This window comes from Stutzerimonas stutzeri (assembly GCF_002890915.1).
Lineage (GTDB): Bacteria > Pseudomonadota > Gammaproteobacteria > Pseudomonadales > Pseudomonadaceae > Stutzerimonas > Stutzerimonas stutzeri_AF.
Genome location: NZ_POUT01000008.1, coordinates 197,339 through 223,509, shown reverse-complemented (window position 1 = coordinate 223,509; position 26,171 = coordinate 197,339). Strand labels below are relative to the sequence as shown.

Here is a 26,171-nt window from a genome sequence, read left to right as displayed (position 1 = left end):
TCAATGGGGTCTTGCGGCTTGAGGCTTGCGGCTGCTCTCAGAGTCCCTGTTTGAGGCTGGCTTCGAGGTACTCGTCTAGATCCCCGTCCAGCACCTTGTCGCAGTCGCTACGCTCGACGCCGGTACGCAGGTCCTTGATGCGCGACTGGTCGAGCACGTAGGAGCGGATCTGGTGGCCCCAGCCGATGTCGGACTTGGAGTCTTCCAGTGCCTGCGAGGCGGCGTTGCGTTTCTGTATCTCCTGCTCGTACAACCGGGCCCGCAGCATCTTCATGGCGGTGTCCTTGTTGGCGTGCTGGGAACGCTCGTTCTGGCACGCCACCACGGTATTGGTCGGCACGTGGGTGATACGCACCGCCGAGTCGGTGGTGTTGACGTGCTGGCCACCGGCCCCGGAGGAGCGGTAGGTGTCGATGCGCAGGTCGGCCGGGTTGATCTCGATCTCGATGTTGTCGTCGATCTCCGGCGAGACGAACACCGCGGTGAACGAGGTGTGGCGGCGGTTGCCGGAGTCGAATGGACTCTTGCGCACCAGGCGGTGCACGCCGATCTCGGTACGCAGCCAGCCGAAGGCATATTCGCCCTTGATATGGATGGTGGCGCCCTTGATGCCGGCGACTTCACCCTCGGACAGTTCGACGATCTCGGCATCGAAGCCGTGCTTGTCGGCCCAGCGCAGGTACATGCGCAGCAGCATGTTGGCCCAGTCCTGGGCCTCGGTGCCGCCGGAGCCGGCCTGGATGTCCAGGTAGCAGTTGTTGGCGTCCATCTCGCCACTGAACATGCGGCGGAACTCGAGCTTCTCGAGGATCTCGCGCAGGCGCTCGACTTCGACGACGACGTCGTTCACAGCGCCTTCGTCGTTCTCTTCGACGGCCATGTCGAGCAGGTCGCGGGAGTCGGCGAGGCCGCCGTTCAGGTCGTCCAGGGTCTCGACGATCTGCGCCAGGGTGGCACGCTCGCGGCCCAGGTTCTGGGCGTATTCAGGGTTGTTCCAGACGTTCGGGTCTTCGAGTTCGCGGTTTACTTCGACGAGACGATCATGCTTCTGATCGTAGTCAAAGATACCCCCGAATTGACTGGGTGCGTTCGGACAGATCCTTGATGCTGTTGAGGATCGGGTTGATTTCCATGGTGGTCGGCACTCTCAATCGGACGATTCGAAAAGCCGGCGATTATAACGCAGCAGGCCCGCGCTGACAGCCCGCCAGGACGAGCCGTCAGGCGATCGGACCGCAGATGCATCGCCCTGCTGGCCGGGAGGCTCAGCCGGTCACGCCGCGTACCTGGCTTTCCAGCTCGGCCTTGAGCTGCGGATCGAGCGCCAGCCGACGCGCCAGTTCGTCGAGGTAGGCGCGCTCCATGAAATGCTCCTCGTCGACTACCAGCACGCTGGCCAGGTACATCTCGGCGGCCATTTCCGGCGTCTTCGCGGCGCCAGCCACTTCGGCCGGATCGAGCGGCTTGTTCAGTTCCGCCTCCAGCCAGTGCCGCAGATCGCTGTCGCCGGTCAGCTTGGCCAGTTCGGCCTCGATCAACTGGCGTTCGCGTGCGTCCACGTGGCCGTCGGCCTTGGCCGCCGCCACCAGTGCCTCGAGGATGCCCTGGCTGTGCTCCTCGACCTGCGCCGGCGGCAGGCGATCGAGCGTTTGCGGCGCCTGTTGCGGCGTATCGGCCTGCTGCGCCTGCCAGTTGCTGTAGGCCTTGTAGGCGAGCACGCCCAGCGCCGCCAGGCCGCCGTAGGTGACCGCCTTGCCACCGAGCTTGCGCACCTTGCGGTTGCCCAGCAGCAAGCCCATGGCGCCGGCGGCCAATGCACGGCCCCCGGCTCCCGACAAGGCGCTGCCGAGCACCCCACCGCCGGCACCGGAAAGCAGATCGCCGAGGCTACCCGCCGTGGGTTTGCCGCCGACCGTGGACGACGGCTGCTTTTGCAGCAGGTCCTGGCCGGACTTGAGCAATTGATCGAGAAGGCCACTGGTTTTCATCGAAGCACCTATTGATGAGGAGGCAGCTCAGTCGAGCGGCTCGCTTTCCTGGCGGATCGGCGTATCGCGGTGGGCGGCGCGCACGTACTGCGCCGGCCAGGGCACGGAGTTGTCGCGCAGGTATTCGGCGGCATGCAGCGGCCAGTAGGGGTCGCGCAGCAGTTCGCGGGCGAGCAGGATCAGGTCGGCCTGCCCGGTGCGCAGGATGTGCTCGGCCTGCACCGCCTCGGTGATCATGCCCACCGTGCCGGTGGCGATGCCCGCCTCCTTGCGCACACGCTCGGCGAACTGGGTCTGATAGCCGGGCCCGACCGGAATTTCGGCACTGGCCGCAGTGCCACCGGAGGACACATCGATCAGGTCGACGCCGATCTCCTTCAGCCGGCGCGCCAGCTCGACGGTTTCGTCGGCGTTCCAGCCATCCTCGACCCAGTCGGTGGCCGACAGCCGGACGAACAGCGGCAACTCTTCGGGCCAGACCGCACGTACCGCAGTCGTCACCTCCAGCAGCAGGCGGATGCGATTGTCGAACGAGCCGCCGTAGCGATCCTGGCGCTGGTTGGACAGCGGCGAGAGGAACTGATGCAGCAGGTAGCCGTGGGCCGCATGCACCTCGGCGATCTTGAAACCGGCCGCCAGCGAACGCTCGGCCGCCTCGACGAAAGCCTGCACCACGGCCGCGATGCCAGCCTCGTCCAGCGCCGTCGGCACCGCGTGCTCCGGCGAGAAGGCAATGGCGGACGGGCCGACCGGCGTCCAGCCGCCAGCGGCGATCGGTACGCTGCCATGCTTGCCGAGCCAAGGTCGCCAGGTGCTGGCCTTGCGCCCGGCATGGGCCAGCTGCACGCCGGCGAGCGAGCCCTGCGCCTCGATGAAACGGGTGATACGCCGCAGCGGCTCGACATGCTCGTCGGACCAGATGCCGAGGTCTTCCGGCGAGATGCGCCCATCGGGGCTGACCGCCGTCGCCTCGATGATCACCAGCCCGGCGCCACCGACGGCGCGACTGCCCAGGTGCACCAGGTGCCAGTCGTTGGCCATGCCGGCCTTGGCCGAGTACTGGCACATCGGCGACACGGTGATGCGGTTGGGCAAGGTAAGTTGGCGCAGGGTGAGCGGCTGGAAGAGCTGGGACATGACGGCCTCTACTGTCGTGAATGCGGGTTGGACAGCCTTCAGTAGAGACCGTTTCCGAGCGCATGCCCAGCCCGCGATTGGCGAAGTTGCGCGTCAGGCGGCGCTGACCTGCACCGCGACGCCGTTGAGCGCGGCATTGCCGGAGACGTCCAGCGCCCGCTCGTCGGTCAGGTCGTTGCAACTGGCGCCGGGCTGCTGCTGCGCGATATCCAGCTGCACACCCGGTCGGGCATGGCCCCAGCCGTGCGGCAGGCTGACCACGCCGGGCATCATGTCCTCGCTGGCCAGCGCCTCCACCTCGACCACGCCGACCCGCGAATGCACCCGCACGCGCTGGCCATCCTGCAGCGCGCGCGCTGCCATGTCGGCCGGGTGCATCAGCAGTTGATGGCGCGGCTTGCCCTTCACCAGACGCTGATAGTTGTGCATCCAGGAATTGTTGCTGCGCACGTGGCGGCGACCGATCAGCAGCAGCTCGCCGCCCTTGGCCTGTGGTTCGGCGGCGAAGCGCTGCAGGTCTTCCAGCATCAGCGCCGGCGCGGCCTGGATGCGCTTGTTCGGGGTCTTCAGGCGCCGCGCCAGGTTCGGCTTGAGCGGCCCGAGGTCCAGCCCGTGGGGGTAATCCTCCAGCGCCGCCAGGCTCAGCTTGCGCTCGGATTTGTCGCCATAGGGCCCGTGGCGCAGCGCCAGGTCCATCATCTGCTGCGGCGGCAGGGTCGGCTTGAGCTCGACGCCGACCCGTGCCGAATACGCCTTGGCCAGCCCGATGAAGATTTCCCAGTCGTGCAGTGCGCCCTCGGGCTTGGGCAACAGCGGCAGGTTGAAGCGCGTGACGTTGCGCACCGCCAGCAGGTTGAACGTCGCGTCGTAATGGTCATGCTCCAGCGGCGCGGTCGGCGGCAGGATGAGGTCGGCGTAGCGGGTCGTCTCGTTGATGTAGAAGTCCACGCTGAGCATGAACGCCAGGCCATCCAGCGCCTGCTCCAGCTTGCGTCCATTGGGCGTGGACAGCACCGGGTTGCCGGCCACGGTGATCAGCGCTCGCACCTGCCCTTCTCCCGGCTCGAGCATCTCCTCGGCCAGCGCCGCCACCGGCAGTTCGCCACCGTACTCCGGCAATTGCGACACCCGGCTGCGCCAGGCGGCGAAATGTCCGCCCGTGGTGGTTTCCACCAGGTCCACCGCGGGTTCGGTGCACAGCGCGCCGCCGACCCGGTCGAGATTGCCGGTGACCAGGTTGATCAGTTGCACCAGCCACTGGCAGAGCGTGCCGAAGGCCTGGGTCGAGACGCCCATGCGTCCGTAGCAGACGGCCTTGTCCGCCGCGGCGAAATCCCGCGCCAGCTGGCGGATCTGCTCGGCCGGAACCCCGCAGCGGGCACTCATCGCTTCGGCGCTGAAGGCGGCGATTGCCGTGCGCACCTCCTCGATGCCGTCCAGCGGCAGTTCGCTGGCACGCGTCAGGCCTTCTTCAAAAAGGGTGTTGAGCAGACCGAACAACAGCGCCGCGTCCTGTCCGGGACGCACGAACAGGTGCTGATCGGCGATCGCGGCGGTCTCGCTGCGCCGCGGATCGACCACCACCAGCTTGCCGCCGCGGGCGCGGATCGCCTTCAGCCGTTTCTCCACGTCGGGCACGGTCATGATGCTGCCGTTGGAGGCCAGTGGGTTGCCGCCGAGGATCAACATGAAATCGGTGTGATCGATGTCCGGCACCGGCAGCAGCAAGCCATGACCGTACATCAGGTGGCTGGTCAGATGGTGCGGCAGCTGGTCGACCGAAGTGGCCGAGAAGCGATTGCGCGTCTTCAGCAACCCGAGGAAATAGTTGCTATGGGTCATCAGCCCGTAGTTGTGCACGCTCGGGTTGCCCTGGTAGATGGCCACCGCATTGGCGCCGTGGCGCTCGCGAATGTCGGCCAAGCGCTCGGCAACCAGCTCGAAGGCCTCGTCCCAGCCAATCGCCTGCCATTCGTCGCCGCAACGGCGCATCGGCTGGCGCAGGCGATCGGGGTCATTCTGGATGTCCTGCAGCGCCACCGCCTTCGGACAGATATGGCCACGGCTGAAGCTGTCAAGGGGATCACCCTTGATCGAGAGGATGCGCTCGCCTTCGGTCTGGATGGTCAGGCCGCAGATGGCTTCGCACAGGTGACAGGCACGGTGGTGGACGGTCGTGTCGCTCATTTCGGCTTCCCGCATGGCGCTGTTGTTGTCCTGCCACTCTAGGCGCCACGACGGCGGGCAACAATCGAACGTCCCGCCGGGAAATGCCAGCCGATTCAGCCGGCCTATCGTCGGCCGGCACGAACAGGTCAGCGCGGGGCGATATGCGCCACCATCAGCTGCACGCTTTCCTGGCCGCGGTACTCGTTGACGTCCAGCTTGTAGGCCAGCTCCGCCCAGCGCACCGTCGGGTTCGGCCAGATCTCGCGGTCGATGTTGAAGGCGATGCCGTCCAGGGTCAGCGAGCCGCATTCGCTCCTGAGCACCAGCTTCAGATGGCGTTCGCCGACGATACGCTGCTGCACCAACTGGAACACGCCATGGAACATCGGCTCGGGGAAATGCTGGCCCCAGGGCCCGGCATTGCGCAGCGCGCGCGCCAGCTCCAGGTGGAATTCCTCGACGCTGAGCTGGCCGTCGCTCAGCAGCCGCCCGGTGAGGTCGTCCTCGCACAGCTGGCGGCGCACCTCGGCATCGAAGGCCGCGGCGAAGGCGCCGAAGTTGGCCTGCGGCAGTGACAGCCCGGCCGCCATGGCGTGCCCGCCGAACTTGCTGATCAGGCCGGGATGCTTGGCGGCGACCGCATCCAGCGCATCGCGGATATGAAAGCCCGGCACCGAGCGCGCCGACCCTTTGAGCAACCCGTCGCCAGCATCGGCGAAGGCGATGGTCGGGCGGTGGTAGCGCTCCTTGAGGCGCGAGGCGAGGATGCCGATCACGCCCTGGTGCCAGTCCGGCTCGAACAGGCACAGGCCGAACGGCAGGTCCTCCAGCGGCAGGTCCTTGAGCTGGGCCAGCGCCTCGCGCTGCATGCCCTGCTCGATGCTCTTGCGGTCCTGGTTGAGCTGGTCGAGCTGGGTCGCCATGTCGCGCGCCAGTGCCTCGTCCTCGCAGAGCAGGCATTCGATGCCCAGCGACATGTCATCCAGTCGGCCGGCCGCGTTCAGCCGCGGGCCGAGGATGAAGCCCAGGTCGGTGGAGGTGATGCGCCGGTGGTCGCGCCCGGCCACCTCGAGGATCGCCCGCAGCCCCGGCCGAGCCCGCCCCGCGCGAATCCGCGCCAGGCCCTGATGGACGAGGATGCGGTTGTTGGCATCCAGCGGCACCACGTCGGCGACGCTGCCCAGCGCCACCAGGTCGAGCAGCTCGGCCAGATTCGGCTCGGCCCAGCCCTGACGGGCGAACCAGCCGAGGTCGCGCAGCCGCGCGCGCAGGGCCAGCAGCACGTAGAAGATGACCCCGACCCCGGCGATGCACTTGCTGGGGAAGGCGCATTCCGGCTGGTTCGGGTTGACAATGGCATCGGCCGCCGGCAGTTCGTGGCCCGGCAGGTGATGGTCGGTTACCAGCACCTTGAGCCCGGCGGCCCTGGCCGCTGCCACGCCGTCGACGCTGGAGATGCCGTTGTCCACGGTAACCAGCAGGTCGGGCTCGCGCTGCAGCGCCACGGCGACGATTTCCGGGGTCAGCCCGTAGCCGTATTCGAAACGGTTGGGCACCAGGTAGTCGACGTGCGCCGCACCCAGCTGGCGCAGGCCAAGCACGCCGACCGTGCTCGCCGTGGCGCCATCGGCATCGAAATCGCCGACAAAGAGGATGCGCTGGCGCTTCTCCAGCGCCTCGACCAGCAGCGCCACCGCGGTATCGATGCCCTTGAGCCGGTCGTAGGGGATCAGCCGCGCCAGGCCCTTGTCCAGCTCGGCCGCCGAGAGCACGCCACGGGCGGCGTACAGGCGCGTGAGCAGCGGCGGCAGATCGCCCAGGTCGGGCAGTGTCGCAGGCAATGGACGGGGTTCTATGCGCATGTTCACTCGGCCGGCAAATCGGATGAAACGGAACTCAGCGTTCGCCGAGCAGCCACTGCAGGGAAACCTCGAACTGGCCGCGTTCGTCGGTGATGAACAGCGTACCGTCGCTGATCATCACGCCCCATTGCAGGCTGCGCGGCAGGTCCTTGACCAGCGCGGCCAGGGATTCGGAGTCGACGGCGGCGATGGAAAGGTTCTTCAACCCCTTCACCGCCTCCACCACCTTGCCCTGCCAGACCCGCAGATTGCCGTAGGCCAGCAGGCTGACGCGTTCGGCACGCCGCGAGCACCAGGTCAGCCGCTCGGCGTCCGGCTGGCCGACCTCGATCCAGTGCAGGACGCGGCCGTCCAGGCTCTTTTCCCACAGCGCCGGCTCGTCGACGTCCGACAGGCCGCGACCGAAAGCCAGCTGCTCGCTGTACCAGAGCGCATAGGCGATCAGCCGCACGCCCAGCCGTTCCTCGGTCTCGGAGGGATGACGGGCCACGGTGAAGCGCAGGTTGTCGTAGACCCCGCGATCCAGATCGGTGAGATTGAGTTCGACTTTGTACGGTGTGGCTTGCAGGGCCATGGGCGGGCTTCTTGGTCGAAAAAAGGCAGGCAGTCTAACGCAAAGCACAGGCCCGGGCGCGACCGAGGTGAAACTCAACAGGCCCTGGCATGCGCCTCGCCATCGCCGCCGACCACCCGCGTACAGTCGCGGCCGGCCGCCTTGGCGGCATACAACGCCCGATCCGCCTGGGCCAGCAGCTCGTCGAGGTCGTAGCCCGCCGAGGCAGTGGTCGCCACGCCGATGCTGACGCTCAGCCGCCCCTGCTCGACGAAAGGCACCGCCGCACATTCGCCACGGATGCGCTCGGCCACATCCAGACCAATCGCCGCATCGGCATCGGCCAGCAGGCAGGCGAATTCTTCGCCACCGATCCGCCCGAAGACGTCCCGGCGGCGCATCCGCTGCGCGATCACCTGGCCGAAGCCGACCAGCGCACGGTCGCCGGCCTGGTGACCGAAGGTGTCGTTGAGCCGCTTGAAGAAGTCCAGATCGCACAGCAGCAGGGTCACCGGCTGGCCGCCGGCATCGGAGCGCCGCAGCAGCGCCTGCCCCGCCTCGATGAACGAACGCCGGTTGCCGATACCGGTGAGCGGATCGCTGAGAGAGGCCTGTCGATACTGCAGCTCGGCGCGTTCGCGGACCATGGCCAGGGTGACGAAGGAGATGCCAATGGCGTAGAGCAAGGTCTCGAAGATCAGGAACGCGAAGAAGCTCATCTGCTCCGGATCGGCGAAAGGCTGGCCGCGATCCACCGCCATGCGCAGCAGGTAGAACCCCATATGGAACAGCATCAGCGCCAACGCCGGGCGCAGTGACACGGCTATCAGATGCCGGCTTCGCCACAACTCGAAAACGGCCAGCGCGGTGTAGCCGATCGTCAGCGCCGACGCGAGCAGCAACCGGGCCGGTAACGACTGATAGAACCATGGCACCAGGCACAGGGCGCTCCACAGCAGCGCGCCGGCAACGATCCCAGGCAAATGAGCAGGCCGCCCGGCGAACACCCGCATCGCCGTCCAGTTCATGGCCAGGGCGAGTTGCAGGGCGACATTGCCGAGAACGATGGGCACGGCATCGATTCCCATGCCACGCAGACACCCCAGCACCGTCGAGATACCACCGAGCAGCAGCATCAAGGAGGTATAGCCGAGCGTCGGGTCCCGTCGCCCGCTACGCCAGGCAAAGAACATCAGCGTGCCGAGCAAGAGCAGCACGTAGATATCCACCAGCGTCAGGGTAGGAATGCTCAACTGCATGACGCAGCTCTATTGGGAGAAGAAAAAAAGAGCGCACAGTTTACGCGTGAATTATGGCCACATGCCATCATCGCTAGCCATATAGAGAATATGCCACGCGACCCGACGAAGCATCTTTGACAATTATTCTCATTCAGATTAGCATCCAAAACGTCAAGGAACTCAACGGGTAGTGCTTATGTACGTCTGTCTTTGCCAGGGCGTCACCGACGGTCAGCTCCGCGAGGCCATCTATGAAGGCTGCTGCAGCTACCGTGAAGTCCGTGAAACGACCGGCGTGGCCAGTCAATGCGGAAAATGCGCTTGCGTCGCCAAGCAGGTCGTTCGACAGACGCTCAGCGACATACAGAATGCCCAGGCGTCTCTCGCCTACCCCGCAAGCTTCGCTCACGCCTGACAGGCTGAATCCATACGGCCGGGCCCTGCCCGGCTTTTTTTTGGTTCTTCGCATTTCATGGGGACAGGCTGCTTGACATCGGACTGGCAAGATTGGGTGTTGCTGCCATTTGGTTTGGGCTTGCGCCTCGGTGATCAGGGCGCTTACCGAGTGTGCTGACGCTTCTGGTTTCGGCCCCGGCCGAGTCACTTGACTCGCTTCGCTCGCCCTTCGGGCCAGCCTGCGGCTGTTACTCCGCTACGCTCCGTATCTCGTTGCTTGCCGAGAACGTAACCAAAGAAGAAGGGCACCCGACATCCGGGTCTGTCCGCTACGCGGCCAGACTTCCCTCCTTCCGGTGCCGCTCCGGGGGCCGTCACGATGGGACGTCCCTACCTCGGCGGCCCCGTCCATCGCTCCTCGCTCGGCATCCATGCCTCGCGCCCCCCCTGCGCGACACCTCCACTCGGCCTCCTGACGGGGAATGGAGTCAGAGCTGCCTGGAAGATCGTTGATGTTTGCTTTGCCTTGGCTTTTTCTTTCTGCACGAACCATCAGGCGACACCCAACGCCCCTTCAGGAGGGTGAGCGGAATCGTCGTGGAAGGGGTTGAGCGGCATGGACGCCGCGAGAGACGCGAAGGGACAGGGACGTCCCTTCGCGGCGTGCCCCTGGAGCGGCGATGGAGAGAACGGACCCGGAGCGAAGCGCAGGGCCGGATGCAGGGGCAAGCGTTTTTGCTTACTTTTTTCGCGACTGAAAAAAGTGAGTCGCCCAGCAGGGCGAAACCAAGCTTCCAAGCAACTCGCCAACCGCCATGAAAGCAAAACTTTCATTCAACACACCCAACCTTGCCAGTCCGGTGTCAATCCTTGCTTTCCCAAGAAAGCGCGATGAACCTTTTTTTTGCCTGTAAATCATGCGATTGCCGACCGATGCGGAACTAAACCATTCTCAGTCAGCTTTACCCTTTTGCATTCAATGACTTAGGTTTGACAGGCCGTCCCCACATGGCCAGACTGAATCAATCACCACGGCTTCCCGGGCAGGGCGAACAGATGAAAGGCGACAAGCTGGTCATTCAGCACCTCAACAAGATCCTCGGCAACGAACTGGTGGCCATCAACCAGTACTTTCTGCATGCGCGCATGTACGAGGACTGGGGCCTGGGCAAACTCGGCAAGCACGAATACGACGAATCCATCGACGAGATGAAGCATGCCGACAAACTGATCAAGCGCATCCTCTTCCTCGAAGGCCTGCCGAACCTGCAGGACCTCGGCAAGCTGCTGATCGGCGAGAACACGCGCGAGATGCTCGAGTGCGACCTCAAGCTGGAACAGAGCGGCCTGCAGGACCTGAAGGTCGCTATCGCCTACTGCGAGAGCGTTGGCGACTATGGCAGCCGCGAATTGCTGGAAGACATCCTCGAGTCCGAGGAAGAGCACATCGACTGGCTGGAAACCCAACTGGGACTGATCGACCAGGTAGGCCTGGAAAACTACCTGCAGTCGCACATGGACGACTGAGGCCAGCCAAGGCCGAAAACAAAACGCCCCGATCGAGTCGGGGCGTTTTTCTTTCGGCGGGCTGCAATCGACCCGCTTACTCCTGCTGCTCGGCCGCCTCGGCCTCAGGCTGCTGCGCTTCGTCACCCTTGATGCCCAGCAGTTCCAGGTCGAACACCAGCACCGAGTTGGCCGGGATCAGCGGGCTCGGGCTCTGCTCGCCATAGGCCAGCTCGCTCGGGATGTAGAGCTTGAACTTCTCGCCAACGTGCATCAGCTGCAGGCCTTCGACCCAGCCCGGAATCACGCCGCCGACCGGCAGGTCGATCGGGCTACCGCGCTTGATCGAGCTGTCGAACACGGTGCCGTCGGTCAGGCTGCCCTCGTAGTGCACGGTGACCACGTCGTTCTCGGTCGGCTGGCGACCCTCGGCCGACTTCACCACTTCGTACTGTAGGCCAGACTCGGTGGTCTTCACGCCTTCACGCTTGGCGTTTTCCTCGAGGAACTTCTTGCCCGACTCGATCGCCTTGGCGTTCATCTCGGCCATGCGCTCCTCGGCGCGGGTCTGCAGGAAGGCGAAGGCCTCCATCAACTCCTCGTCGGTGAGCTTCTGCTCCTGCTTGCCGATGGCGTCCTCGATGCCCTGCGCTACAGCCTTGGAATCGAGATCATCCATGCCCTCCTGCGCGAGGCTCTTGCCCATGTTCAGGCCGATGCCATAGGACGCCTTCTGCGCCGGAGTTTCCAGCTTGACGCTCGTCTGCGAGTCGCAGCCGGCCAGGACCAGGCCAACCAGAGCGACTGCCGATGCCAAGCGATGATGTCTCAGTCTCATGCTGTTTCCCTTATATAGGTCGTAGGACGCATCCAAATCGGTGCCGGAGCTTAGCAGGCGCACATGACCGCTGGCTACCGAACCCGCATCATGCACAGGAAGACAGCTGCCACAACAAGAAGTGCATCATGTAGAGCGTTGGCGATTGACTGGGGTCAAGGCGCAGCCGCCATATAGAAATGAATGTAGCGCTGATGAATGCCCCTGTTCACCACCTGCCGGCATCCTGTCGAAGCGCAGCGGATGATGCCCGGCCAGACCGAGCAAGCGCGCGGAAGGCATACTTCAGCCCGCCAGGATCGGCTTCGGCGTCCGAACGGAGGACTCGATATGAACGACATGCCCTTTGCAGCCGTATTGCATGCCGGCGGAGGCGAAGGCGACGCGCTGCTGCTGGAGCTCGCCAGAACGTTGAAACGGCAGGGCTGGCGAGTACGCGGACTGGTCAGCGTACGCGGCAAGGACCCGGGCGGCCGGCTGCCGATGCAGATCGCCGATCTGCGTGACGGACGCATCTTCGATATCTCCCAGGCCCTCGGCCCGGGCTCGCACGCCTGCAGCCTCGATCCCGGCGGCCTGGCCCAGGCCAGCACGGTGCTGCGCGAAGCCCTGAGCGAACGCCCCGACCTGGTGCTGACCAACCGCTTCGGCGTACAGGAGGCCAGTGGCCGGGGCTTCGCCCAGGAAATGCTCGCACTGATGAGTGAGGGTATCCCGCTCCTGACCCTGGTCAGCCCGCAATACCAGGCCGACTGGCAGCGTTTCACCGGCCACCCGGACTGCCTCCTGCCGCTGCGGGAAAGCGCCCTGCTCGCCTGGGCCTACAGCCTGCCCGGCCAGACGCCCACTCGCCTCCCGACTGCAACTGACGGCCGAATCCGGGAAGGATGACCATGAGCCTCGATGACATCGACTTCGCCGAACGCTACCGCCAGCGCCTGCGACGCAGCGAGCGCCCGCCGAAGCCGGCCAGCGACTGGGACAAGCGCGCCGCCGCCATGGGCCACGGCGCCCTCGGCGGGGTCTATGCCGAGGCCTTCGTCCACCGCATGAATCTCGATGGCGCCCGCAGCCTGCTGGACGTCGGCTGCGGTCCCGGCACCATCTGCAGGGCGAGCTGCCGTTGTTCATCTGCCGCAACAAAGCCTGACCGAGCACGGACGCGCGACAGCCTGACAGCAGGCATAGCCACTCGGGCACAAAGCGACCGGCTCGATTGCGCGAGAACGTGAAATAGAAGAAGAGAAATGCCGAAAACGAAAAAAGCGGCCATAGGCCGCTTTCTCGATGCTTCCGGGCGTTCAGTGGACCCAGGAAGCGAATATGGCGCAGCGGACGGGACTCGAACCCGCGACCCCCGGCGTGACAGGCCGGTATTCTAACCGACTGAACTACCGCTGCGCTTAACCTCGAGTGGTGGGTGATGACGGGATCGAACCGCCGACCCTCTGCTTGTAAGGCAGATGCTCTCCCAGCTGAGCTAATCACCCGTTTGCTCTCGAAGTGGGGCGCATTCTAGAGAGGCTTCCCGACCTTGGCAACCCCCTTTTGAAAAAAAAATTGCAGGAGTTCCAAAGACTTAGGAAAACCCTTCGTTTACGGGCGTTTTTCCCTTTTCCGTCGGCGGCACCGGCCGCCAGGGTTGGCCTGCGAACCACGGGAAGGAATAATGTGCGCTTTGCTTTCCGGAGATTTACCCCGCCATGTGGTTTCGCAACCTGCTCGTCTACCGTCTCACCCAGCACGTTCCTTTCGATCCCGAGACACTCGAAGCTGCACTGGCCACCAAACCTGCCCGCCCCTGCGCCAGCCAGGAGTTGAGCACCTATGGTTTCGTCGCACCGTTCGGCAAGGGCGAGGACGCGCCGCTGGTGCATGTCAGCCAGGGCTTCCTGCTGATCGCCACGCGCAAGGAAGAACGCATCCTGCCCGGTAGCGTGGTCAAGGATGCACTGAAGGAAAAGGTCGACGAGATCGAGGCCGAGCAGATGCGCAAGGTCTACAAGAAGGAACGCGACCAGATCAAGGACGAGATCATCCAGGCCTTCCTGCCGCGCGCCTTCATCCGCAAGTCCGGGACCTTCGCCGCGATCGACGCCGAGCGCGGGCTGATCCTGGTCAACTCGGCCAGCCCGAAAAAGGCCGAGGACCTGCTGTCCACCCTGCGCGAGGCCATCGGCTCGCTGCCGGTGCGCCCGCTGACGGTGAAGATCGCCCCCAGCGCCACCCTCACCGACTGGGTCAAGACGCAGAAGGCCGCCGACGACTTCTTCGTGCTCGACGAGTGCGAGCTGCGCGACACCCACGAGGACGGCGGCGTGGTGCGTTGCAAGCGCCAGGACCTGACCAGCGACGAGATCCAGCAACACCTGGAGGCCGGCAAGCAAGTCACCCAGCTTTCCCTGGCCTGGCAGGATAAATTGTCTTTCGTGCTGGACGACAAGACGGTGATCAAGCGCCTGCGTTTCGAAGAACTGCTGCAGGACCAGGCCGAAGAGGATGGCGGCGACGACGCCCTCGCCCAGCAGGACGCCAGCTTCCTGCTGATGATGATGACCTTCCGCGAATTCCTGCCGGCGCTGTTCGAAGCGCTGGGCGGCGAAGAGATCCCGCAGGGTATCTGACCGGTTCCGCGGCGATGGCAGGCCCACGGGCCTGCCAAGTTTCAAAAAGCATCGCTCCGGGCCGGGCAACCCACAGGGATACGCTGAATGCCGCAAGCCCGTTCTTCGTAGGAGCGCGCCATGCGCGCGAATCGCGGGCGTGGCGCGCTCCTACCATATGATCCTGCATCCTGCGTGAACGGGATCGATGACCTGAACGGCATTACGCCCGAACCCCGATTTCCCCGCCGCGCTGCAGGTCCCTAGCGAACCCCCAGGCGCACCGCCAGCGCTCCGCCCAGGGGCTCGCCCAGCAGCCAGACCAGAAAACGCTCGATGAACTCCGGCACGTCGAGAAACAGCGCCCCGCACACCAGCACGGTCATCAGCGAAACGACCAGGAACAGCTGCGGGATCGCCAGCTTCAGCAGCACCAGCAAGACGATGGCGATCAGCGCCGAGACGACCATGAACAGTGCGTTGAGGATATTGTTCGCCGCCACCACCCGCGAGCGTTCGTGCACCACGCTGCGCGACTGGATCAGCGCGTACAGCGGCACGATATAGAGCCCGCCGAACACCCCGAGCCCGAGAATGTCGGCGAGGACCCACCAGGCCCGTGGTTCGGCCAGCAGCGCCAGCCAGTCCAGCGGCGCCGCAACCGCCGGGAAGCCGCCGGCATGCCACCACAACAGCACGCCGAACAGGCTCAGCCCGAGAGCGCCGAACGGCACCAGGCCGATCTCCACATGGTGCCGCGACATCCGCTCGCAGAGCAGCGAACCCAGCGCGATGCCCACCGAGAACAGCGTGAGGATCAGCGTCACCACGCTCTCGTCGCCATTGAGCAGGTCCCGCGAGAAGGCCGGAATCTGCGTCAGGTAGGTCGCCCCGAGGAACCAGAACCAGGAATTGCCCAGCATCGCCCGCGAAACCGCCTTCTCCTGGCCGAGGCCGAGCTTGATGATCCGCCAGGACTGGCGCAGCACGTGCCAGTCCAGCCGCAGCGTCGGCAACGCCGCGGTCGCCGCGGGAATCGCAAGGCTGGACAAATAGCCCGCCAGCGCGATCAACACCACGCTGGCCGCCACCAGGCCGGCATAGCCGCTGCTGGCCATCAGCACACCAGCGCCGATGGTGCCGCCGAGGATCGCCAGGAAGGTGCCCATCTCCACCAGCGCGTTGCCGCCGACCAGCTCGTCCTCGGCGAGCTGCTGCGGCAGGATCGAATACTTCACCGGGCCGAACAGCGCCGACTGCGTGCCCATGCAGAACAGCACCACCAGCAGCAGCGGCAGGCTGCCCAGCAGCATTCCGGCCGCCCCGGCGAGCATGATCAGGATCTCGGCGAACTTGACCCGGCGGATCAGCCAGGCCTTCTCGAACTTCTCGCCGAACTGCCCGCCCAGCGCGGAGAACAGGAAGAACGGCAGGATGAACAGCAAGGCGCAGAGGTTGATCAGCAGGCTCGTGTCGGCGCTGCTGCCGAGCTTGAAGAGGATCGCCAGGATCAGCGCCTGCTTGAACACGTTGTCGTTGAACGCACCCAGCAACTGGGTGCAGAAGAACGGCAGGAAGCGGCGCTTGCCGAGCAGGCGGAATTGCGAGTGCTGGGTCATCGAATCGGTACGCTCCGTGACTCGGGACGGGAATCAGGCGGGCGGCGACCCTTCATAGCGGCAACTGTCCGAACGCCCAGCGCAACAGGAAGAAGCTCAGCAGGCCGCCGGCGATGGTCGCCAGCAGGTTGCGACTGAAGGCGGCGATGACAATGGCCAGAATGCCCGCCAACAGATAGGCATTGTCCCAGCGCAGCGCCCACTCGCCACCCGGCATCAGCATGCCCGGCACCACGATGGCGGTGAGCACGGCCACCGGTACGTAATGCAGGCCCTGCTCCACCAGCCGCGGAAAACGCAGGTCCGGCCAGGCGAAGAAGCTGTAGCGGATCAGGAAGGTGATCGCCAGCATGCCGAAGATGAGCAACCAGGTATTCATAGCTCCCCCGCTGCCCGGGCCACGGCCTCGGCCTGCCGCTCGAGCCAGACCCCGACGACGATGCCGGCCAGCGCCGCGGCGATCAGCCCGAGCTTGTACGGCAACGCCCAGGTCAGCAACGCCACGACGCCGGCCACCGCCGCCGACGCCACCTGCGGGCGGGTACGCATCATCGGCACGGCGATGCCGATGAAGGTCGCGATCATGGCGAAATCCAGGCCCCAGCTGGCGATGTCCGGCACGGCCTGGCCGAAGGCGATGCCGGCCAGCGTCGACAGCTGCCAGTTCAAATACATGGTCAGCGCCGCGCCGAGGAAGAACCAGTGCTTGTTCGGCGAATCATCCTCGCGGGCATAACGATGCTGCACCACCGCGAACGCCTCGTCGGTCAGCCAGAAGGCCAGCGGCCCGCGCCAGCCACCCGGCAGATGGCGGACGAAAGGCTGCAGCGCCGCGCTGTACAGCGCATGGCGCAGGTTCACCACGAAGGTGGTCAGCAGCACCACCAGCGCGCCTACGCCACCGGTCAGCAGGGTAATCGCGATGAACTGCGCCGAGCCGGCGAACACCAGGGCCGACATGCCCATCGCCTGCCAGCCGGAAAGGCCGGCGCCGATAGCCAGGGTGCCGAAGATGATGCCGAACGGAATCGCGCCGAGCACCAGCGGCAGGATGTCGCGGCAACCGTGAAAGAACTCTTGCGAGCGGGACATCGGAATTCCTCGAGCCAACCACGCGACGGATCATGCACCGCCGTCACGACGCCCCGAGCGTAGCGCAAGGATGGGACGGGCAGATGAACCGGGCGAGCAGCCGCCGCGAAAACCGTAAACCTTAACCGAAGTCGGCCCGCCAGGCGATGCGGACGGATGATGCTTTTCGAGCGGCACGCTTCGGGTCTCTGGCAGTCCTTCGGCCCTCAATCGCCGCGAGGGCGCGCCCACAGGGTTCGGTGTGCACAGGCTGCTTTTGTGGGAGGCCCGCCCCCGGGGCGATGCTTTTGAACTTCAAGTCCCAGCCCCGCCTCAGCTCGCCGCCAGCCGCTGCTTGATCGCCGGCCATTCCTGGTCGGTGATGCTGTAGAGCACGGTGTCGTCGAGCCGGCCATCGGCCAGGCGCCGATGATTGCGCAGCAGCCCCTCGCGCTGGGCACCGAGCTTCTCGATCGCCCGTTGCGAGCGCAGGTTGCTCGCCGCGGTCTTCAACTGCAGCCGCACCAGTTGCCAGTCCTCGAATGCGTGGCGCAGCAGCAGGTACTTGATCGAGGCGTTCAGCCCACTGCCATGCTCGCCCCGATCGAGCCAGGTCCAGCCAAGCTCGGCAGCCGGCAGGCTGGGCATGAAGTCGGCAAAACGCGTGGTGCCGACCAGCCGGTCGGCGACGCGCAGGCTGAACGCCACCGCCCGGCCCTCGCGCTGCTCGGCCAGGGCGTGGCGATACCAGTCGGGGCGTAGCGGACCGTTCAGATAGACCAGCTCGTCGCGGTTGCGCTCGGCCAGGGCGACCAGTTCCGGAATGTCGGCTTCCATCAGGGGGTCCAGGCGCAAAGCGCCACGCTGCAGGGTGACCGGACGCGGCATGAACATGAAAAACCTCCTACCGATGGGTTCGGACCAGCGGCGCTACGGGAAGTGCCCTCGGGTGGTTGGCGATCCTGCCGCCAAGCCCGTTCTAGACACATGCGACCTTGGTCGCAGCCCTTAACACGGGGCGCACTAATACTGCGAAACTTCGCGAATTCATCATACTAACGAGTCGCCGGGTCTGGTTTCATTCGTGCTTCGCATATTCATGCCGGCCGAACCCGACCTGCCGCTTTTCCTTGTTATCTGGAGTTTGCATGACGCTGTCCGGCGGGCTGATCGCTGCGGTCGCCCTCGTCTACATGGCCATCCTGTTCGCCATTGCCTTCTATGGCGATCGCAATCGCGATTCGATGTCGCCACGCCTGCGTCCCTGGGTCTACAGCCTGTCGCTGGCGGTCTGGTGCACCAGCTGGACCTTCTTCGGCGCGGTGGGCCAGGCCGCCGAGCAGCTCTGGGCGTTCCTGCCGATCTATCTCGGGCCGATCCTGCTGCTGCTGTTCGCACCGCACGTGCTGCAGAAGATGATCATGATCAGCAAGCAGGAGAACATCACCTCCATCGCCGACTTCATCGCCGCCCGCTACGGCAAGTCGCAGCTGCTGGCGGTGGTGGTGACACTGATCTGCCTGGTCGCCGTGGTGCCCTATATCGCCCTGCAGCTCAAGGGCATCGTGCTGGGCGTGAACGTGCTGATCGGCACCAATGTCGAGGCCACGGGCACCGGTACGCGCGACACCGCGCTGATCGTCTCGATCGTGCTGGCGCTGTTCACCATCCTCTTCGGTACGCGCAACCTGGACGTCACCGAACACCACCGCGGCATGGTGCTGGCGATCGCCTTCGAATCGCTGGTCAAGCTGCTGGCCTTCCTCGCCGTCGGCGCCTTCATCACCTACGGCCTGTACAACGGCTTCGGCGACCTGTTCAACCAGGCGCACGATGCCGCCGAGCTCAGCGAGTACTGGGGCGAGACCGTCAACTGGTCGTCGATGCTGGTGCAGACCACCGTGGCGATGATGGCGATCGTCTGCCTGCCGCGGCAGTTCCACGTCACCGTGGTGGAGAACATCGAGCCGCGCGACTTCCGCCTGGCGCGCTGGGTATTCCCGCTCTACCTGGTACTCGCCGCAGTGTTCGTGGTGCCGATCGCCCTCGCCGGGCAGATGCTGCTGCCCGAGGGTGTGACCCCGGACTCCTTCGTCATCAGCCTGCCGCTGGCCGAGCAGCACCCGTGGCTGGCGATGCTCGCCTTCATCGGCGGCGCCTCGGCGGCGACCGGCATGGTGATCGTCGCCAGCGTGGCGCTGTCGACCATGGTTTCCAACGACATGCTGTTGCCCTGGCTGCTGCGCCGCCAGGAAGCCGAACGCCCATTCGAGGCCTTTCGCCACTGGATGCTCTCGGTACGCCGCATCAGCATCGTGCTGATCCTGCTGCTGGCCTACGTCAGCTACCGCCTGCTCGGCTCCACCGCCTCCCTGGCGACCATCGGCCAGACCGCCTTCGCCGCCATCACCCAGCTGGCGCCGGCGATGGTCGGCGCGCTGTATTGGAAACAGGCCAATCGCCGCGGCGTCTTCGCCGGGCTGGCCGCCGGCGCGGCCATCTGGTTCTACACGCTGATCCTGCCGCTGCTCGGCTGGCCGCTGGAGATGTTCCCCGGGCTGGAATGGCTCTACGGCAACCACCTGGGCTTCGGCATCAGCGCGCTGACCGTCGGCGTGACGCTGTCGCTGGCCGGCAACTTCACGCTGTTCTTCTGGGTCTCGATCCTGACCCAGACCCGCGTCGCCGAACACTGGCAGGCCAGCCGCTTCATCGGCCAGGAAGTCACCTCGCCCAGCAGCAGCCGCCGCCTGCTCGCCGTACGCGTCGAAGACCTGCTGACGCTGGCCTCGCGCTTCGTCGGTGCCGAACGCGCCGAGCTCAGCTTCCAGCGCTTCGCCCGCCGCCACGGCCAGGACTTCTCGCCCAAGCACCAGGCCGACGGCCAGTGGATCGCCCATACCGAGCGCCTGCTCGCCGGCGTGCTCGGCGCCTCCTCCACCCGCGCGGTGGTCAAGGCCGCGCTGGAAGGCCGCGACATGCAGGTCGACGACGTGGTGCGCATCGTCGGCGAAGCCTCGGAGGTGCTGCAATTCAACCGCGCGCTGCTGCAAGGCGCCATCGAGAACATCACCCAGGGCATCAGCGTGGTCGACCAGTCGCTGCGCCTGGTGGCCTGGAACCACCGCTACCTCGAACTCTTCGAGTATCCGGACGGGCTGGTCTACATCGGCCGGCCGATCGCCGACATCATCCGCTACAACGCCGAGCGCGGCCTGTGTGGCCCGGGCGACCCGGATACCCACGTGGCCAAGCGCCTGTACTGGATGCGCCAGGGCCGCGCGCACACCTCCGAGCGGCTGTTCCCCAACGGCCGGGTGGTCGAGCTGATCGGCAACCCGATGCCCGGCGGCGGCTTCGTCATGAGCTTCAGCGACATCACCGCCTACCGCGAGGCCGAACGCGCGCTGAAGGACGCCAACGAAGGCCTGGAACAACGCGTCAGCGAACGCACCCAGGAGCTGTCGCAACTGAACCAGGCACTGATCGAGGCCAAGAGCACTGCCGAGGCGGCGAACCAGTCGAAGACCCGCTTCCTCGCCGCGGTCAGCCACGACCTGATGCAACCGCTGAACGCCGCCCGGCTGTTCTCCGCCGCGCTCGCCCACCAACAGAACGGGCTCCCCAAGGAGACTCAGGAACTGGTGCAGCACCTGGACAGCTCGCTCCGTTCGGCCGAAGACCTGATCACCGACCTGCTGGACATCTCGCGCCTGGAAGGCGGGCGGATCACCCCGGAACGCAACGCCTTCCCGCTGGCCACGCTGTTCGACACCCTGGGCACGGAATTCACCGCCCTGGCGCGCGAGCAGGGCATCGACCTCCGTGTGCACGGCAGCAAACTGCGGGTCGACAGCGACATGCGCCTGCTGCGTCGCGTGCTGCAGAACTTCCTCACCAATGCCTTCCGCTACGCCAAGGGCCGGGTGGTGCTGGGCGTGCGCCGGCAGGGCAAGTCCCTGCGCCTGGAAGTCTGGGACCGTGGCCCGGGCATTCCGCAGGACAAGCTGAAAGTGATCTTCGAGGAATTCAAGCGCCTGGACAGCCACCAGACCCGCGCCGAGAAGGGCCTGGGCCTGGGCCTGGCAATCGCCGACGGCCTCTGCCACGTGCTCGAACACCCGTTGGAGGTCCGCTCCTGGCTCGGCAAGGGCAGCGTGTTCAGCGTGACCGTGCCGATCGCCCGGCAGACCAGTCAACCACGCAAGCCGAACGGCCTGGGCGAGACGCAACACTCCGCCCTGACCGGCACCCAGGTGCTGTGCATCGACAACGAGGACAGCATCCTGATCGGCATGAACAGCCTGCTCACGCGCTGGGGCTGCCAGGTCTGGACGGCGCGCGACCGCCAGGATTGCGAGAACCTGCTGGCCGAGGACATTCGCCCGCAACTGGTGCTGGTCGACTACCACCTCGACGGCGGCCAGACCGGCACCGACCTGATGGCCTGGCTGCGCGCCCGCCTGGGCGAGCCGGTACCGGGGGTGGTGATCAGCGCCGATGCGCGGCCGGAACTGGTCGCGGCGATCCATGCCAGCGGGCTGGATTTCCTCGCCAAGCCGGTCAAGCCCGCGGCGTTGCGGGCGTTGATGAGTCGTCATCTGACGTTGAGATGAGGGCTTCGGGAGTTATCGGTCAGAGGGTGTTGATACCGGACTGGCAAGTTTGGGTGATGCTGCCATTTGGTTTGGGCTTGCGCCTCGGTGATCAGGGCGCTTACCGAGTGAGCTGACACTTCTGGTTTCGGTCCCCGGCCGAGGGTCTGTCCGCTGCGCGACCAGACTTCCCTCCTTCCGATGCCGCTCCGGGGGCCGTCACGACATCCCTACCTCGGCAGCCCCGTCCTTCGTTCCTCGCTCGGCGTCCATGCCTTGCGTCCCCCTGCGCGACACCTCCACTCGGCCTCCTGACGGGAACGGCGTCCGAGTTGCCTGGAAGATCGTTGATGTTTGCTTTGCCTTGGCTTTTTCTTTCTGCACGAACCATCAGGCGACGCCCAACGCCCCTTCAGGAGGGTGAGCGGAATCGTTGCGTAGGGGGTTGAGCGGCATGGACGCCGCGAGAGACGCGAAGGGACAGGGACGTCCCTTCGCGGCGTGCCCCTGGAGCGGCGATGGAGCGAACGGACCCCGCGCGAAGCGCAGGGCCGGATGCAGGGGCAAGCGTTTTTGCTTACTTTTTTCGCGACTGAAAAAAGTGAGTCGCCCAGCAGGGCGAAACCAATCTCTCAAGCAACTCGCTAAACGCCCCATGAAAGCAAAACTTTCATTCAACACACTCAAACTTGCCAGTCCGGTATCCCCCCACGAAGATCCAGGCACGAATAGCTTGCGCCCAAGCAAACCCACGCTCCGAGAGGCAGTTACACTGATGGCCAACTGCACCCTCCAGCATGGTGGCCAATGACCCTGGAATTCCTCCTCAACCTCGCCACGGCACTCGGCGTCGGCCTGCTGATCGGCACCGAGCGCAGCTGGAGCGGTCGCGACAGCGTCGGCCAGGAACTGGTAGCCGGCATCCGCACCTTTGGCCTGGTCGGCCTGTTCGGCGGTCTCGCGACCCTCAGTGTTGCCCATCTCGGCGCCCTCGCCTGGGCCACGATGTTCGCCATGCTGGCCTTGCTGGTGACCGCCGGCTATGTGATCGATGCCCGCAGCAGCGGCGACCACGGCATGACCACCGAGGTCGCATTGCTGCTGACCTTCCTCCTCGGCAGCCTGGCCGTCGCCGAGAGCCGGCAGCTGGCCGCGGCCTGCGCCATCGTGGTGGCGTTGCTGCTGAGCCTGAAAGCGCGCCTGCACCAGGCCCTGCAGCGGCTCAGCGAAGTCGAACTGGGCGGCGCGCTGAAGATGCTGTTCATCTCGGTGGTCCTGCTGCCGGCGCTGCCGGACCAGGGCTATGGCCCCTGGCAGGCGCTCAATCCCTATACCACCTGGATGATGGTCGTACTGATCGCCGGCATCGGCTTCGCCGCCTATGTGGCGATCCGCATCCTCGGCACCCGCCATGGCCTGATGGCCACCGCCCTGCTCGGCGGCATCGTCTCCTCCACCGCGATGACCATGACCCTCGCCCGCCTGAAGTCGGCGGCGCTGCGCCCGGCGCTGGCGGCGGGCCTGCTGGCCACTTCGGCGTTGATGTTCCCGCGGATACTGCTGGAGGTCGGGCTGGTCAATCCGGCGCTGCTTCCCGGCCTCGTCGTCCCCCTCGCGTGCGCGGGCGCCGTCTACGCCGCCGGCGCGCTCCTGTACTACCTGCGTGCCGCGCGCCAGCCCGAAGATCCGGCGGAGCCACCACTGAAGAACCCCTTCGAGCTGGGTCCGGCACTGCGCTTCGCCGCGCTGCTGGTGATCATCCTGCTGCTGGTGGAAGGCGCGCGACGCTGGCTCGGCGATGTCGGCATCTATCTGGTTTCGCTGCTCTCGGGGCTGACCGACGTGGATGCGATCACCCTGTCGCTGGCCAACAATGCCCAGGGTGAACTGAGCCACGAGGTGGCCGTGCGCGGTATTTTCCTCGCCGCACTCAGCAACAGCCTGGTCAAGGGCATGCTGATCGCCATGATCGGCGGCCGCGAACTGGCCCTGCGCACGCTGCCGGTCATGGCCAGCGGGTTGCTCGTCGGCCTCGCGGTTCTGCTGCTGCGCTGAAGGGCAAGAACCCGATTGCCTGCCGCTTTATAGCGGGCTTGATCCAGGGCGAGCTTTTCAGGCTCCAGGTTTTGGGCAGTCCTTCGGCCTGCATCGCCGCGAGGTCGCGCCTCCCACAGGGGGGCGGTGTGCTCAGCCTGCTTTTGTGGGAGGCCCGCCCTCGGGGCGATGCTTTTCAAGCTTCAGGCCTTTGACAGCCCTTGGCCCGTATCGCCGCGAGGGGGCAGTTCGTCCATCAGGTCCGCCCCTGCCCGCTCCAGCCAGTCGCCGGGCAGGCGCTTGCTCGCCCGCGCGCCCAGCGACTTGAGCTGCTCGGCACGCCCGACCAGGTTGCCCCGGCCGTCGCTGAGCTTGTTGCGCGCCGATAGATAGGCGCGATCCAGCTGCTGCAGGCGGTTGCCGATCTCGTCGAGATCCTGGATGAAGGCCACGAACTTGTCATACAGCGCACCGGCCTTCTCGGCGATCTCGCGGGCATTCTGGCTCTGCCGCTCCTGCCGCCAGAGGCTGTCGATCACGCGCAGCGTCGCCAGCAGCGTGGTCGGACTGACGATCACGATATGCCGGCCGTAGGCCTCCTGGAACAAGTCGGGATCGGCCTGCAGCGCCGCCGCGAAGGCAGCCTCGATGGGCACGAACAGCAGCACGAAGTCCAGGCTCTGCAACCCCTCCAGGCGCTGGTAGTCCTTGAGCGACAGCCCCTTCAGATGGCTGCGCAGCGACTGCACGTGCTGCTTGAGCGCCAGCGCGCGGCTGCCTTCGTCCTCGGCGCAGGTCAGCGCCTGGTAGGCCGTCAGGCTGACCTTGGCATCCACCACCACCTGCTTGTCACCGGGCAGGCGGATCAGCACGTCCGGCTGGAAACGCTCGCCGTCGGCACTCTTCAGGCTGACCTGGGTATGGTACTCACGGCCCTTCTCCAGCCCGGCATGCTCCAGCACCCGCTCGAGCACCAGCTCGCCCCAGTTGCCCTGGGTCTTCTGTCCCTGCAGCGCCCGCGTGAGGTTGGTGGCCTCGTCGCCGAGACGCTGGTTCAACTGCTGCAGCCGCTCCAGTTCGCGCGCCAGGGAAAAGCGCTCGCGCGCTTCGTTCTGATAGCTCTCCTCGACGCGCTTCTCGAACGCCTGGATGCGCTCCTTCAGCGGCTCGAGCAACTGCCCCAGGCGCTCGTGGCTGGATTCGCTGAAGCGCTGCTCGCGCTCGTCGAATATCTTGCCGGCAAGTTCGGCGAACTGCGCACGCAGCTCATCGCGCGCGGCCTGCAGGTCCTCCAGACGCTGCTGATGCGTGTGCTGCTGCTCGCGCAGCTCGGCATCGACCGCCGCGTGGGCGGCGCTCAGGCGGCGCAGCTCGGCCTGCTGGGCATCCCGTTCGGCTTGCAGGTCGGCGATGCTCTCCTGGCTTTCCATACGCTGCGCGCGCAGCAGCTCGGCCTCGCGACGCAATGCCGCAAGCTCGGCCTGCTGCGCGGTCTTGATGCCATTCAGCTCCGCCAGCTCGACACGACAGCCATCCAGCTGGGCGTCCAGGCCTTCCTGGGCCAGCCCGGCCTGCCTGAGCCGCTCGTCGAGCAGAACCTGTTCCGCCTCGCGGCGGGCAAGGCGGCGCTGCAGGTAAAGACTCAGCGCCGCCAGCACGGTACAGGCGATCGCCAGGCCGGCCAGCAGATAAAGAGGATCGAGGGACATGAAAGGCTCCGGCGAGATTGCCGGGCAGTATAGCGAGCGGCGGGGAGACGGTCAGGCGACGGAGACGGTGCGCTCAGCGCTTGACCTGTTGCAGGAAGCCGGCGGCCTCCTGGGAACCCTGCGCGGCGGCCTGCTCGAGCCAGAGCCGCGCCTTGGCCGGCTCGTGGTGCTGCGGCTGGCAATACAGGCGGCCAAGCTCCAGCTGCGCCTGGCAATCGCCGGCACGGGCAGCCTGGCGCAGCAGTTCGAGGCCGATGCGCCGGTCCCGCTGGCTGGCGCACTCGCAGCAGAGCAGGCGCCCCAGCCGGCTCTGCGCCTCGACCACACCCTCACGCGCCGGTTGCTTGAGCAACCGCCCGGCGATGCGCTTGACGCCCTGATTGCGTCCCAGGTGCTGACTGTCGAGCAGCCACAAGGCCATGCGCAGCGGTAGACGCGAGGCGGAAGTGGAGGCGGCCAAGGAAGCGGAGGTCGGGGTGCGCATTCTCATACACATCAGTGGGGCTGAATGAATAAGGCCGCGCACTCTACACCTTTTTTTCGAGAGTGAAAGTCTTGTCAAAGCCGAAAAAATTAGATCCGGATCACAGCGAAAATTAATCCACAGAAGCTGTGGATAACTCAGTGGACAATCAGCATACAAATTCCCCTATCCCACGTGACATGGGGGCTGCGCTTAAACTGGCGCTTTTTTCACCAACGGAAAAAGTTCTTATTTTTCAATCGCTTAATAAAGATCTATGCGGCAATGTGATTTGCGGCTGTTTGTCATAAGCCCTTGACAGAGCCGTTGCGCAAATGTGCACAAGTTCGGCGCACAGCGCTCGAAGCGGCTTGGATCAAGGGCTGC

Annotated in this window: 21 protein-coding genes and 2 tRNA genes; 7 read left to right on the top strand and 16 right to left on the bottom strand. The window is 65.6% G+C overall.

Features of this window, described 5'->3' with window-relative positions:
• Positions 1-37: 37 nt before the first annotated feature.
• From prfB to CXK94_RS15390, 7 genes are all read right to left on the bottom strand, one after another.
• A protein-coding gene (gene prfB / locus CXK94_RS15420) for a peptide chain release factor 2 (protein ID WP_102895003.1) occupies positions 38-1,133 on the bottom strand; the annotation gives its coding sequence in 2 pieces (ribosomal slippage) (positions 38-1,060 and positions 1,062-1,133; 1,095 coding nt in all).
• 132 nt (positions 1,134-1,265) lie between these two features.
• A complete protein-coding gene (locus CXK94_RS15415; protein ID WP_102895002.1) occupies positions 1,266-1,988 on the bottom strand; it encodes a tellurite resistance TerB family protein in 723 nt (240 codons plus the stop codon).
• Between the two features lie 27 nt (positions 1,989-2,015).
• A complete protein-coding gene (locus tag CXK94_RS15410; RefSeq protein ID WP_037040517.1) occupies positions 2,016-3,125 on the bottom strand; it encodes an NADH:flavin oxidoreductase/NADH oxidase in 1,110 nt (369 codons plus the stop codon).
• Positions 3,126-3,218: 93 nt separating this feature from the next.
• Complete coding sequence (locus CXK94_RS15405; protein ID WP_102895001.1) at positions 3,219-5,312, bottom strand: molybdopterin oxidoreductase family protein; 2,094 nt, start codon at positions 5,310-5,312, stop codon at positions 3,219-3,221.
• 128 nt (positions 5,313-5,440) lie between these two features.
• Entirely contained in the window at positions 5,441-7,156 is a 1,716-nt protein-coding gene (gene recJ / locus CXK94_RS15400; protein ID WP_102895000.1) for a single-stranded-DNA-specific exonuclease RecJ, read from the bottom strand.
• 34 nt (positions 7,157-7,190) lie between these two features.
• Positions 7,191-7,730 carry a YaeQ family protein gene (locus tag CXK94_RS15395; protein WP_037040513.1) on the bottom strand — a complete coding sequence of 180 codons (540 nt, stop codon included), beginning with the start codon at positions 7,728-7,730 and terminating at the stop codon, positions 7,191-7,193.
• Positions 7,731-7,804: 74 nt separating this feature from the next.
• Entirely contained in the window at positions 7,805-8,968 is a 1,164-nt protein-coding gene (locus tag CXK94_RS15390) for a GGDEF domain-containing protein (RefSeq protein WP_102894999.1), read from the bottom strand.
• Between the two features lie 178 nt (positions 8,969-9,146).
• Between CXK94_RS15390 and CXK94_RS15385 the strand changes: the two genes are divergently transcribed.
• A complete protein-coding gene (locus CXK94_RS15385) occupies positions 9,147-9,365 on the top strand; it encodes a bacterioferritin-associated ferredoxin (protein ID WP_102894998.1) in 219 nt (72 codons plus the stop codon).
• A 1,037-nt stretch (positions 9,366-10,402) separates the two neighbouring features.
• Complete coding sequence (gene bfr / locus CXK94_RS15375) at positions 10,403-10,873, top strand: bacterioferritin (RefSeq protein ID WP_037044500.1); 471 nt, start codon at positions 10,403-10,405, stop codon at positions 10,871-10,873.
• A gap of 76 nt (positions 10,874-10,949) precedes the next feature.
• Here bfr and CXK94_RS15370 read toward each other — a convergent pair whose 3' ends face one another.
• On the bottom strand, positions 10,950-11,690 hold the full coding sequence (locus tag CXK94_RS15370) for an FKBP-type peptidyl-prolyl cis-trans isomerase (protein ID WP_037044497.1): 741 nt from the start codon (positions 11,688-11,690) through the stop codon (positions 10,950-10,952).
• Positions 11,691-12,020: 330 nt separating this feature from the next.
• On the opposite strand from CXK94_RS15370, the gene CXK94_RS15365 reads away from it, so the two are divergent.
• Positions 12,021-12,581, top strand: coding sequence for a DUF2478 domain-containing protein (locus tag CXK94_RS15365; protein ID WP_037044494.1), 561 nt, complete (start codon positions 12,021-12,023; stop codon positions 12,579-12,581).
• A gap of 2 nt (positions 12,582-12,583) precedes the next feature.
• Complete coding sequence (locus CXK94_RS22680; RefSeq protein ID WP_256046295.1) at positions 12,584-12,922, top strand: hypothetical protein; 339 nt, start codon at positions 12,584-12,586, stop codon at positions 12,920-12,922.
• 92 nt (positions 12,923-13,014) lie between these two features.
• On the opposite strand, the gene CXK94_RS15355 is transcribed toward CXK94_RS22680, so the two are convergent.
• Together CXK94_RS15355 and CXK94_RS15350 are read right to left on the bottom strand one after the other, a co-directional pair.
• A tRNA-Asp gene (locus CXK94_RS15355) sits at positions 13,015-13,091 on the bottom strand.
• A 13-nt stretch (positions 13,092-13,104) separates the two neighbouring features.
• Positions 13,105-13,180, bottom strand: a tRNA-Val gene (locus tag CXK94_RS15350).
• Positions 13,181-13,393: 213 nt separating this feature from the next.
• Here CXK94_RS15350 and rdgC point away from each other — a divergent pair.
• Positions 13,394-14,314, top strand: a complete 921-nt coding sequence (rdgC, locus tag CXK94_RS15345) for a recombination-associated protein RdgC (protein WP_037044488.1) — start codon at positions 13,394-13,396, stop codon at positions 14,312-14,314.
• Positions 14,315-14,556: 242 nt separating this feature from the next.
• On the opposite strand, the gene CXK94_RS15340 is transcribed toward rdgC, so the two are convergent.
• From CXK94_RS15340 to CXK94_RS15325, 4 genes are all read right to left on the bottom strand, one after another.
• Positions 14,557-15,912: an acyltransferase gene (locus tag CXK94_RS15340; RefSeq protein WP_037044485.1), complete on the bottom strand. Its 1,356-nt coding sequence runs from the start codon at positions 15,910-15,912 to the stop codon at positions 14,557-14,559.
• 52 nt (positions 15,913-15,964) lie between these two features.
• On the bottom strand, positions 15,965-16,291 hold the full coding sequence (locus CXK94_RS15335) for an AzlD domain-containing protein (RefSeq protein WP_037044482.1): 327 nt from the start codon (positions 16,289-16,291) through the stop codon (positions 15,965-15,967).
• A complete protein-coding gene (locus tag CXK94_RS15330; RefSeq protein ID WP_102894997.1) occupies positions 16,288-17,004 on the bottom strand; it encodes an AzlC family ABC transporter permease in 717 nt (238 codons plus the stop codon). Before CXK94_RS15330 ends, CXK94_RS15335 begins: the two co-directional genes overlap by 4 nt.
• A gap of 312 nt (positions 17,005-17,316) precedes the next feature.
• Complete coding sequence (locus CXK94_RS15325; RefSeq protein WP_102894996.1) at positions 17,317-17,877, bottom strand: GNAT family N-acetyltransferase; 561 nt, start codon at positions 17,875-17,877, stop codon at positions 17,317-17,319.
• Between the two features lie 254 nt (positions 17,878-18,131).
• On the opposite strand from CXK94_RS15325, the gene CXK94_RS15320 reads away from it, so the two are divergent.
• Both CXK94_RS15320 and CXK94_RS15315 read left to right on the top strand, forming a co-directional pair.
• Positions 18,132-21,599, top strand: a complete 3,468-nt coding sequence (locus CXK94_RS15320; RefSeq protein ID WP_102894995.1) for a hybrid sensor histidine kinase/response regulator — start codon at positions 18,132-18,134, stop codon at positions 21,597-21,599.
• Between the two features lie 786 nt (positions 21,600-22,385).
• Positions 22,386-23,633: an MgtC/SapB family protein gene (locus CXK94_RS15315; RefSeq protein ID WP_102894994.1), complete on the top strand. Its 1,248-nt coding sequence runs from the start codon at positions 22,386-22,388 to the stop codon at positions 23,631-23,633.
• A gap of 182 nt (positions 23,634-23,815) precedes the next feature.
• Here CXK94_RS15315 and rmuC read toward each other — a convergent pair whose 3' ends face one another.
• Positions 23,816-25,321: a DNA recombination protein RmuC gene (gene rmuC / locus CXK94_RS15310; protein WP_102894993.1), complete on the bottom strand. Its 1,506-nt coding sequence runs from the start codon at positions 25,319-25,321 to the stop codon at positions 23,816-23,818.
• A gap of 73 nt (positions 25,322-25,394) precedes the next feature.
• Entirely contained in the window at positions 25,395-25,742 is a 348-nt protein-coding gene (locus CXK94_RS15305) for a sel1 repeat family protein (protein WP_102895038.1), read from the bottom strand.
• Positions 25,743-26,171: the final 429 nt, after the last annotated feature.